Annotated in this window: 9 protein-coding genes; 2 read left to right on the plus strand and 7 right to left on the minus strand. The window is 72.9% G+C overall.

The window, feature by feature from the left end:
- Positions 1–287: 287 nt before the first annotated feature.
- The 3 genes from AB0K37_RS37055 to AB0K37_RS37065 are packed head-to-tail and all read right to left on the minus strand — an operon-like array spanning position 288 to position 2,521.
- Positions 288–953, minus strand: a complete 666-nt coding sequence (locus AB0K37_RS37055; RefSeq protein ID WP_363989453.1) for a DivIVA domain-containing protein — start codon at positions 951–953, stop codon at positions 288–290.
- Between the two features lie 5 nt (positions 954–958).
- Positions 959–2,110, minus strand: a complete 1,152-nt coding sequence (locus tag AB0K37_RS37060) for a globin domain-containing protein (RefSeq protein WP_363989456.1) — start codon at positions 2,108–2,110, stop codon at positions 959–961.
- A gap of 3 nt (positions 2,111–2,113) precedes the next feature.
- The gene (locus AB0K37_RS37065) at positions 2,114–2,521 is read right to left on the minus strand and encodes a globin domain-containing protein (RefSeq protein WP_363989459.1); all 408 of its coding nucleotides are present in this window, start codon (positions 2,519–2,521) and stop codon (positions 2,114–2,116) included.
- Positions 2,522–3,398: 877 nt separating this feature from the next.
- On the opposite strand from AB0K37_RS37065, the gene AB0K37_RS37070 reads away from it, so the two are divergent.
- A complete protein-coding gene (locus tag AB0K37_RS37070; protein WP_363989462.1) occupies positions 3,399–3,920 on the plus strand; it encodes a hypothetical protein in 522 nt (173 codons plus the stop codon).
- A gap of 18 nt (positions 3,921–3,938) precedes the next feature.
- Here AB0K37_RS37070 and AB0K37_RS37075 read toward each other — a convergent pair whose 3' ends face one another.
- The 3 genes from AB0K37_RS37075 to AB0K37_RS37085 all read right to left on the minus strand — a co-directional run bounded on the left by AB0K37_RS37075 (position 3,939) and on the right by AB0K37_RS37085 (position 6,892).
- Positions 3,939–4,820, minus strand: a complete 882-nt coding sequence (locus AB0K37_RS37075; protein WP_363989465.1) for a glycoside hydrolase family 16 protein — start codon at positions 4,818–4,820, stop codon at positions 3,939–3,941.
- A 183-nt stretch (positions 4,821–5,003) separates the two neighbouring features.
- Positions 5,004–5,675, minus strand: coding sequence for a response regulator transcription factor (locus tag AB0K37_RS37080; RefSeq protein ID WP_363989468.1), 672 nt, complete (start codon positions 5,673–5,675; stop codon positions 5,004–5,006).
- Complete coding sequence (locus tag AB0K37_RS37085; protein ID WP_363989471.1) at positions 5,675–6,892, minus strand: histidine kinase; 1,218 nt, start codon at positions 6,890–6,892, stop codon at positions 5,675–5,677. The genes AB0K37_RS37080 and AB0K37_RS37085 overlap by 1 nt, the downstream gene beginning before the upstream one ends.
- Positions 6,893–7,070: 178 nt before the next feature.
- Here AB0K37_RS37085 and AB0K37_RS37090 point away from each other — a divergent pair, with 178 nt between their 5' ends.
- Positions 7,071–8,246, plus strand: coding sequence for a hypothetical protein (locus AB0K37_RS37090; protein ID WP_363989473.1), 1,176 nt, complete (start codon positions 7,071–7,073; stop codon positions 8,244–8,246).
- Positions 8,247–8,259: 13 nt separating this feature from the next.
- Here AB0K37_RS37090 and AB0K37_RS37095 read toward each other — a convergent pair.
- The coding region (locus AB0K37_RS37095) for an AAA family ATPase (protein WP_363989475.1) at positions 8,260–10,358 on the minus strand (2,099 nt) is incomplete at its 5' end.

The following is a 10,358-nucleotide window of genomic DNA, read 5'->3' on the forward strand; positions in this document are numbered from 1 at the left end:
CCGGGCAGGGACGGGCTCGCGCCGGGTCTGGTCGTCGCCAGCGCCCCGGCGGCCATGCCGCGCCGGATGGCACGTTCCATGGCGTCGCCGGCCGCTCGCCGATGATCAGCGCGATCACGGCCAGCACGGCGATGACGATCACATATTCCATAACGCCCCCAGTTTTCCAGACGAGCACTCCCGCGCGAACACGCTGCGCCGGGCCCGCCGATCATGCGGCGAGCCCGGCCGGGCGCGCAACCGCGCGGGACTCCCGAGCGTTCCGGCGCCCGCGCCGGGACGGTAGATCAGGCATTACCCCCAGGGAGGGATGCCCGTTCGGAGGACTCCCACTCGTCGACGTTGCGGAGCAGTGCCTCCAGGTAGGAGCGCAGGTGGGTCCGGTAGACGTCGCTGTAGGTCCGCAGGTAGGCGATCTCGCGCTCCAGGGCGAGGCGCTCTCCGTCCGGGAGGGTTTCGGAGCGCTGCGAGGGCGCGGGCTGCGGCGGGGCCGTGCGGACGGCCGCCTCGGCGACGGCGGCCGCCTTGCGGTGGGCGTCCTCCATCATCTGCTCCGCGCGGCCCTTGGCGTCCGACAGGATCGCCTCGCGGTGCAGCCTCGCCTCGTGCGCCAGCTCCCTGGTGTAGCGCTCGGCGTCCGCCACGTACAGGTCGGCGGTCTGCTGGGCCTGCGACAGGATGCGGACGGCCTGAAAGTGGGCGTCCTCGGGCGCCATCACGCCGCGGGCGCCCGAGGACGCCTGGGCGCGCAGCCGGTTCACCTCGTCGGCCAGGGCGGCCTTGTCGGTGAAGATCTTGACGAGTTCCCGCTCCACGTACTGCAGGAAGTTGCGGACCTGCTCCTCGTCGTATCCGCGGCGTCCGAGGGCGGCCCGGGCGAACACCACCGATTGGAGTTCGCCCGGGGTCAGCCGCGACCCCTCGGAGACGACCGGAAGGTTCGGGGAGTTCAACGCGCTCACCTCTGTGCGTCGGTGAAGGTTTCGAGGCGGATCCGGTCACGGGGGACGCCGAGCCGCGCCAGCTGCTCGACGGTGTGCCCGACCATGACGGACGGCCCGCACACGTAGGCATCGTGACCGTCCCAGGGGCCGCGCCTGGCGACCACGTCGGACAGGTTGCCGTGCTCGACGCCGTCGTCCCCCGAATGGAGCAGCGAGGAGAACCCGTGCCCGCCCGGCTCGTCCGACACGGCCGGGACGACGGTGAGCCAGGGGAACCCGTCCGCCAGCTTGGCCAGGTCCTCCAGGTCGTAGAGGCCGTCGCGGCTGCGGGCGCCGAAGAACAGGTGCACGCGCGGCGGGACGGGGCGGCGGGATATCTGCTCCAGGATCGCCTTGAGCGGGGCCAGGCCGGTGCTGCCCGCGACGAGCAGGACGTCACGCGGGGAGCTCTCGTCCAGCGTGAGCGTGCCGATGGGGGCGCCCATGCGGACGCGGTCGCCGACCTGGGTCCCGCGGACCAGCACGGGGCTCACCGGACCGCCGTCCACCAGCCGGACGTGGAAGTCGACGGAGTGGTCGGGGCGCGGCGCGTTCGCCATCGAGTAGTACCGCCAGTGCCGCAGCCGGGACGGCACCTCCAGCGCGACGGACTGGCCCGGCGCGTACGGCAGGGGCCGGTCGGGCTGGATCCGGAGGACGCTGATGTCGAACCGGCGGCGCTCGACGGCGACGACCTGGCCGTTCCACCAGGCGGGGCTGCTGAGGGCGTTCTCGTCGGCCGCCTCCAGCATGACCTTGGCGACGAGGCCGTAGGCGGCGTTCCAGTCGCTCTCGATGTCGTCGGTCCAGGCCGGCCCGGAGAAGTGCCGCAGGGTCGCCAGGAGGCTGGCCCCGACATGCGGGTAGTGCTCGGCCACGATGCCGAACCTGCGGTGGTCACGTCCGAGCTGCTGCAGGAACGGGACGAGGTTGGACAGGTCGTCCACCTGGGACACGATGTGCCCGAGGGCGCGCAGCAGCTTGTCGCGCTGGCCGCTCATCCCGATGGGGAACATGTCGCGCAGGTGGGGGTTGCGGACGAAGAGGTCGGAGTAGAAGAACAGCGCGACGGCGTCGCCCTTCTCGGCGACCTGCGCGAAGCTGGTCTTGAGTCGCTGGGAGTCCACGGGTCAGGCGACGGGCTCCGCCGCGGCCTCCGTCATGACCTGCGCGACGACGCCGTAGGCGGCCGTCCAGTCGCGTTCGAGGTCGGCGCTCCAGTCCGGACCGCTGAAGTGGGCGAGGGTGGCGAGCAGGCTGGCGCCGACGGGCGCGTAGTGCTCGGCGATGACGCCGAAGCCGTGGTGGCGGCGGCCGAGGTCGGTGAGGAAGGGGACGAGCGCGTCGGGGTCGTCCACGGTCGAGACGATCTGGGACAGCGCCGCGAGCAGCACCTCCTGCTGCTTGGCCATCGACGCGGGGAACATCCGCCTGAGCTGCGGGTCCCGCGCGAAAAGGTCGGCGTAGAAATATTCGGCGACGTCCAGGCCGTTCGCGGCCACCAGAGCGAAATTGGCTTTGAGTTTCTGCGGATCCACGGGTCGCACCTCTCCGGCGGTTCTCCGTACCGGACGGGGGGAGTCCGGTGAGGGAGCCGGAGAACCGCAGGGCCATATGGGTAGTGGATGGCCCCAGGTCACACAAGCCCGCCAGCGTCGCCGGACCATCACGGTCGGTGCACGCCGATCCCCTCCGAATACGCGTCACCGGCGCGGACGTGAAGTCTCCAATCGGTTATAGGCCGGGGGAATACGACGGAGACCGCACCCGCCGTCCCGCCCGAAATGGTGAGCACTGGGCGGTGTCACGTTCCAAGGGGAATGTGACACGTGTCACGACGACCGCGAAAGCGGCCGTCCCCCGCCCCGGACCGGAGGCACTGGGCGCCGCGGGCCCCTGTTACCGCAGCACCCAGCCGTCCTCCCCTGGGCGGGCCTCCCGCGACCGGCTCCGGCCGACCCCCTGACCTCGCCGGACCTCACCGAGAGCGGTGGGACCGCCGACCTCGCCGGTCACCCCCGAAACGGTGGCCACCGAGTTCCACCACCAAGACGAGAGGGCATTCGGCCCGGCGCACAACGGAGCGCCGCCCATAACGTGGGCCGCGTCCCGCCGGCCGCCCTTTCCTGCTTCTTCTCACGGGATAATCACGCCTTAACGCTCCGCATCCGTTCGGCGCGAGCCGAGCAGGGCGGCCCCGCATTTCCTGTCCGGGCGCCTGAGGCAGCACAGAAGGAAAAGGGAGCCGCGGCGGCGGGAGCCGACCGGACGGGCGCCCACCGCCCCTGACCTGGTGATCTTGCGGTCACTGGCCATTCCCCCGGTCAAGGCGTTAATCTTCGGCTGCCGCCTGATCACCCGGAAAGGCGGCGTTCGGACAATGGGCCGACATCTTCGCCCTGAGGAAGGCACACCATGGCTCTTCGGTTCACCTCCCGCGCCGTCGGGGCGCTCGCCGTCACGGCGCTCGCGACGACATTTCTCACGTCGGGGTGCGGTGGTGACGACAAAGACGGCGGTGATGAGGTGTTCCGACCTCCGTCCCAGTCGCCGTCGGCCACCGCGCAGGAGGACACCGACCCCGGCGCCCAGGAGGGGATCGAGGGCGCGCGGGCCGCGCTCCAGGCGTTCCTGCGCGGCCAGGCCTCCGGTGACCAGGCGGTGTGCCGCTATGTGGCGGAGGACGGCGCCTTCGTCCGCGGTCCGGCGCTCCGCGGCGACTGCCCGGCCGGCGTGCGCAACACGCCGCACCTCGTCCGGCCGCAGGAGCGGCAGGCCCTCCGGACCCTGACCGTGAAAGGTGGCCGCCTGTCGGGCGAGGAGGCGGTCATCCCCTTCTCCGCCCTGCACTGGACGAGCGGATCGATGACCGAGCGCACTCTCCAGGGCGAGTTCACCCTGCGCCACAACGGGGAGATCTGGCAGATCGTCGAATGACACCGGACGCCCCGCCGGTCAGGGCCGGTACATGGCGATCCAGTCGACCGAGAGGGTCACGTCGGCCGTCCGGCTGACCCCCTTGGTCGTCAGCTTGGTCATCTGCGGGAACCAGTCGAGCTGGATGGCCTGCCCCATCTTCCCGGGCGGCAGGGCCTCCCGCTTCGAGGTGTGGAACCACTTGCGCCCGTCCACGTAGCCCGTGACGCCCTTGGAGTTCCACTCCACCGCGAAGGCGTGCCACTTCGTCAGGTCGATGCGCAGGTGGGAGTTCAGGCGCTGGGACTCCTTCTCGGGCCCGTAGTGCAGGAAGAAGTTGGTCCCGTTGCGCAGCCCCTTGTCGCCGTAGGTCTCCATCCAGTCGATCTCCCCGCCGCCGTTCTGCGGGTCGGTGCCGCCACCGCCGCCGACCGGCCACAGCAGCAGGTTGGCGTTGTAGCAGGCGCAGCCGCGGCTCACCTTGACGCGGGCCTCCCAGCGGCCCTGCTTCTGGGCGCCCTTCATCCAGGCGACGCCCCCGGTGTCGCCGTTGCGCTTGCCGGTGATGCGCAGGACGCCGTTCCGGACGCTCACCGCCTTGGCGACGCGGCGGCCGCGGCCGCCGTTGCCCGGTCCGGTGTAGACCTCCCAGGCGCGCCGGTCGAAAGCGCGGAAGCCGTCGGAGGCGATCGGGCGTCCCCACCCGTAGCGCCGCGCCGCGGTCGCGGAAGGCTTCTTCTTCGCGGAGTCCCAGGTGTCCTCGTGGGCCCGCGGGCCCGGCTTCCCGTAGGCGATCGCGGGCGCGGACCTCTCCAGGGACCCGACGGCGCGGGCGGGAGCCGGGTCCGGGCCCGCCTCCGAGGCGGCGGCGAGCGCGAACGAGCAACCGGCGGCCAGGACCCCGCCGGTGATCATGGCCATTCTGTTTCGGGTCGGCAAAAGCATGGCGTTCCTCCGGGCGACGAATTAGGCGAAGGCCCGGCCATAAAGACGCCGTCCTTCATGCACTTCGTTCACCGGAACGCTATGCGGGGCCGGCGGGCGCCCCTAGGGCCCTAGGGCCCTAGCGGCGGGGGTCGCGGGCCCCAATCGCGGAGGCCCTGCTCAGCCGCCGGGAGGCATCCCGAGCCAGGTCACGATGGCCGTGGCCCGGTTCGGCGCGCCGAGTTTCGCATAAATGCGATTGATGTAGTTCTTGACGGTTTTCTCGGTGAGAAATAGCTTGGCCGCGATGTCATGATTCGCATGACCGCGCACGATCAGATCCATGACCTGGACCTCGCGGGCGGAAAGGCCGAACCGCGCGCGCTGCTCGGCCGGATCGGCCGCGGGCGCCGCCGGCCGGCCCGTCCGCGCGGCGTCGATGAGCGCGGCGCTGGCCGCGTGCGAGAGGGGGTGGGCCCGGTGCCGGACGGTGTCCCGGATCGCCTCGGCGAGCTCGTCCACCGTGAAGGTGTTGTGCACGAGGTAGCCGACGGCGCCGTTGCGGACGGCCGACAGGATCACCTCGGGCTCCTCCACCTGGGTGAGCATGATCACGCGGCTGGTCCGGCTGAGCGCGGCGGCGGCGCTCACCCCGTCGACGCGCGGCATCCGGACGTCGAGAAGCACCACGTCGGGCACGAGCCGCCAGGCCATCTCCTCGGCCTCATGCCCGTCGCCCGCCTCGCCCACCACCTCGATGTCGTCCGTGGCCTCCAGCGCGGAGGTGAGGCCGGCGCGGATGAAGGCGTTGTCGTCCACGACCATGACGCGGTACCGCACGGGCTCGTCCATCACCGGCTCCCGAGCGCGGCCCGCGCGGGCTCGGACTCCGGGCCCGCCGCCGGCATCGACGCGGTGACCTCGGTGCCGCCGCCCGGGACGGAGCGCACGGCCAGCCGGCCGCCCGCCCTTCTGGCCCGCTCGTGCATGCCCACGAGTCCGTAATGGCCGCCGCGGGTGAGCTCGTCCAGCCAGCCGGGGTCGTCCGGCCGTCTGGACATGCCCTTGCCGTCGTCGCGCACGCGCACCTCCAGGTCGCCGTCGTTGACCGCCGTGACGATGTCGACGCGGGACGCGTCCGCGTGCCGCCCCACGTTCTCCAGCGCCTCCCGCACGATGGTGATCATCTCGCGCCGCGCCGGCGCCGGGAGGTCCGCGCCCGCCTCGGCGTCCACCCGCACCGGGACGCCGGTGCGCCCCTCCCACTCCCCCGCCAGCACCCGCACGGCGTCGCCCAGCGGGACGCCGGCGGAGTCGTCGCGCAGTTCGGCGATGAGCGAGCGCGCCTCGCGGGTGGCGACCTGGGCCGCGGTGGCGATGCGCCGTGCCTCCCGCTCGGCGCGGTCGGGGGACTTGCGGACCCAGCCGGGCAGGCCGTTCGCCGACAGGGCGATGCCGGACAGCGTCGCGGTCAGCGAGTCGTGCATCTCGCGGGCCAGCCGGGTGCGCTCCTCGGCGGCCATCGCCTCCGCCTCCATCCGCCAGCGCGTCTCCTCGGCGGCGGCGTGCTCGTCGAACAGGCGGCGCAGCACCGTGCCGACGAGCGCCGCGACCCCGTAGAAGACGGGCAGCATGACGAGCAGCGGCATGGCGATGTCCCCGACGTCGTCGGAGGGCGCGTTGCGGTAGAGCGCCGCGTAGTACAGGACGGCCTGCTGCGCGCACAGCAGCGCGGTGACCGGCCACCGGTACAGCAGCCCGGCGAGACCGGCGGTCACCACCGTCACGAGGAAGTAGGGGCCGAAGATCCCGCCCACCTGCAGCACCGCGTAGCCGATGAGGACGTCGAAGGCCAGCAGCGCGGGCTGCTCGAACAGCCGCAGCACGACCTTCTCCCAGCCCGCCAGCACCACGCCGGAGACCACGGCCGCGAGGACCAGCACGCCGAGCGCCCAGGGGTCACCGCGCACCTGCCCGTCCACCACCACGGTCACCCCGATGACCAGCACGCGCAGCTGCATCAGCAGGACGAACGTGGTCCCGACCCTGGTCTCGACAGAACGCCGCAAGGCAGACGGAACGGATGCACCGGAGCGCGGCATCGCGGGGGCCCCTCCAGTTGACGAGCGCCGAGTCATGACGCCATTGATCTTGTCAAAGACCGCATAGCGAACATTAGTCATTCCGGACGAGGAGATCGCTACGATGCCTACGAGAACAAGCGTTCCCGTTCGCGGGAGGACACCGGTGCCGGCTCCGAGAGCGGTCCCGCAGCCGGAGGAGGCGCATGATCCGGCTGATCTGCTCGACCTCATGCGCCACCTGCAGCAATGGTCCGGTCTGCCCCTTTCCGAGCTTGAGGAGCGAATGAACGCCGACGGCGTGGTCGTCCCCTCCGGGCTTGACGCGCTCCTCAGCGGGCACACGCTGCCGAGCCGGGGGCTGGTGACCTCCTTCGTGGCCACATGCGGCCTCGTTCCGGACGAGCGCCAGCGGTGGCTGCGGGTCTACGACCGCCTGTGCGGCCCCGCCGTCATGGAAGGCGACCGGCGCGGCGCGGACGCCGACCGGCGCGTCGCGGGACGGCCTGCGCTGAACCTCGGCCCCGCGGCGCCTCCGCCGCCGACCCCGGCTCCTCCCCTCGCTCCTCCCCCCGTCCAGGCCCCGGCCCTGGCCTCCGCCCCGGCGTCCGGGAGCGGCTCCTCCGGAAGCGGCTCCTCCGGGCGGCACGCGGCGTCGCCGCCGGGCCCGCGGCACCGCAAGAAGTCCCCGCGCGGGAAAGGGAAAGCCGACCGCCGCCCGGTGTCGCTGCTCGTGGCGGCGCCCGCGATCATCACGCTCGGCGTGGTGGTCACGACGCTGGCGGGGGTGTTCGGCGGTGGAGACGGAGGCAAGCCCCACCGGCCGCAGGCCTCGCCGGGCGCGTCCACCGAGTCGGCGCCGCCCCCGGCCGGGTGGTACACGATCATGCCCGTCAACGGCGAGCGGACCGGCGACTGCCTGTCGATCCTCCCGGACGAAGAGCTCAGCCCGCAGCTGGCGCAGGACAAGTGCGTGGCGGAGGACAGGCTCCAGCGGATGCGGCTCGCCTCCGTCCCCGGCAGTGCCGGGACGTTCCAGCTGAAGGCGTGGACGCCGAAGGGCAAGCTGTGGTGCGCGACGCTCGACGAGAAGACCGAGCGGGCCACGCTGCACATGAAGGAGTGCGGAGACGACGATCCGCTGCAGCGGTTCGGGCTGACGCCGGCGGGCAAGCCGGTGAAGGGCGGGCAGCTGTTCGACATCGTGCCGGAGGCGACCCGCGACCATGGCATGTGCATGGGCGTCGACATCCGGATCAGCGGGGGGCTGGAGACGATCCTCGCCTCGTGCGGCAACACCGGAGTGCGCGGCTACCTCTTCACGCCCGCCTCCGAGCCGTGACCCGCGCGGCCGGTCAGTCGAGGTCGCGCAGGCGCTGGCTGACGACCTGGGTGACGCCGTCGCCGCGCATGCTCACGCCGTAGAGGGCGTCGGCGCCCTCCATGGTGCGCTTCTGGTGCGTGATCACGATGAGCTGTGACGACTCGCGCAGCTCCTCGAAGACCGTGATGAGCCGCTGGGTGTTGGTGTCGTCGAGCGCGGCCTCGACCTCGTCCAGCACGTAGAACGGGGACGGGCGCGCCTTGAACACGGCGACGAGGAACGCGATGGCCACCAGGGACCGCTCGCCGCCCGACAGCAGCGACAGCCGCTTCACCTTCTTGCCGGGCGGACGCGCCGCGACCTCGACGCCCGTGGTGAGCATGTCGCCCGGCTCGGTCAGCGAGAGGCTGCCCTCGCCGCCGGGGAACAGCCGGGCGAAGATCCGCTCGAACTCGCGGGCGGTGTCCTCGTAGGCGGTGCCGAACACCTGCTGGACGCGGTCGTCGACCTCCTTCACGAGGCCGAGCAGCTCGCGCTGGGTCTTCTTCAGATCCTCCAGCTGGGAGGTGAGGAACGCGTGCCGCTCCTCCAGGGCGGCGAACTCCTCCAGCGCGAGCGGGTTGACCTTTCCGAGCTGGTTGAGCTGCCGCTCCGCGGCCTTGGCGCGCTTCTCCTGGACGGCCCGCTCGTACGGGACGGGCGGCGCGTCCTCGCCCTTGTCCGGGTCGGCCGGGACGAGCTGGTCGGGCCCGTACTCCGACACCAGCGCCTCGACCTCCAGCCCGAACTCCTCCAGGGCCCGCTGCTCGAACTGCTCCAGCCGCAGCCGCTGCTCCGCGCGGGCGACCTCGTTGCCGTGCACGACGTTGACGAGGCGTTCGAGTGTCGAGGACAGCTCGCGCACCTGCCCACGGACCACCTTCAGCTCCGCCTCGCGCGCCGCCTTGGCCTGCTCCGCGGCCTCGCGGCGGCGCACCGCGGCGGCGAGCGAGTGCTCGATGCGCTCCAGCGCCGCACGGGCGCCCCGCAGGACGGCCTTGGCGACCCGGGCCTGCTCCTCCCGGCGGGCGCGGCGCTGCGCCGCGCGGGAACGCTCCTCGCGCTCCCGGCGGGCGCCGCGTTCGAGGGCGTCGGCGCGCCCGGCGATGGCCTGGACGCGCTCCTCGGCGGTGCGGACCGCGAGCCGCGCCTCCATCTCCGCGGTGCGCAGCTCCTGGCAGCGGGCGTTCAGCTCGTCGCGCGCCTCGGTGTCGTGCCCGGCCTCGTCGGCGACCTCCGCGGCCTCCTCGGCCTCGGCGAGCCGCACCGCCAGCTCCTCGGCCGCCTCGGTGTCGCGTTCGAGGGACTCCCCGGCCGCGTCGAGGGCCTTCGTCAGCCGCTCGGCCTCCCCCCGCGCGGCCCGGACGTCGGCCTCCAGGCGGGCGGCGCGCTTCGCCTCCTGCGCCGCCTGGGCGTCGTGCTCCCGCAGCCGCGCGCGGACGCGATCGAGCTCGGCCTGCGCGCGGTCGACCACCGCCCGGGCGTCACCGGCCGCGGCCTCGGCCGCCTCCACGGCGGCCTGCGCGGCGTGCTCGCCCTCCACCGCCTCCGTGAGCCCGTCGGCGGCGGCGGCAGCGGCGGTCTCGGCCGCGGCGAGATCCTCGGTGGCCTGGTCGAGCGTGGCGCGCATCTGCAGGAGGCTCTGCCCCCCGCCCGCGCCGCCGCCCTGCGCCCAGTGCGTCCCGACGAGCTCCCCGTCCCGCGTGACGGCCCGCAGCGACGCCTCCCCGCGCACGAGCGCCGCCGCGGCGGGAACGTCGTCGACCACGACCACGTCCCGCAGCAGATGCTCGAACGCGGGACGCACGGAGTCCGGGACGCTGACCGCGTCGATCGCGTAGTCGGCAGCCGCTACCCGCTCCCCCCGCACGGGCGCCCCGCCGCCGACGACCAGCCCGGCGCGCCCGGCGTCACGGGAGCGCAGCAGCGCGAGAGCGGCCTCCGCGGCGTCCAGGGACCCCACCGCGACGGCCTCGGCGGCGCCGCCGAGGGCGGCGCCGTCGCCGTGATCACCTGCGGGATCTTCCGCTCCCGCTCCCCGCACCGCATCGCCTTCAACGTCGCGCAGTACACCCTCAGCCTGGCCGCCGC

The sequence above is a fragment of the Actinomadura sp. NPDC049753 genome (assembly GCF_040674655.1).
In the GTDB taxonomy this organism is placed as follows: Bacteria; Actinomycetota; Actinomycetes; order Streptosporangiales; family Streptosporangiaceae; genus Spirillospora; species Spirillospora verrucosospora.

Bases quoted from the DNA above. Each gene is read 5' to 3' on its own strand.
- AB0K37_RS37070 (WP_363989462.1), top strand. From the start codon at position 3,399: ATGGCTCTTCGGTTCACCTCCCGCGCCGTCGGGGCGCTCGCCGTCACG.
- AB0K37_RS37075 (WP_363989465.1), bottom strand. From the start codon at position 4,820: ATGGCCATGATCACCGGCGGGGTCCTGGCCGCCGGTTGCTCGTTCGCG.
- AB0K37_RS37080 (WP_363989468.1), bottom strand. From the start codon at position 5,675: ATGGACGAGCCCGTGCGGTACCGCGTCATGGTCGTGGACGACAACGCC.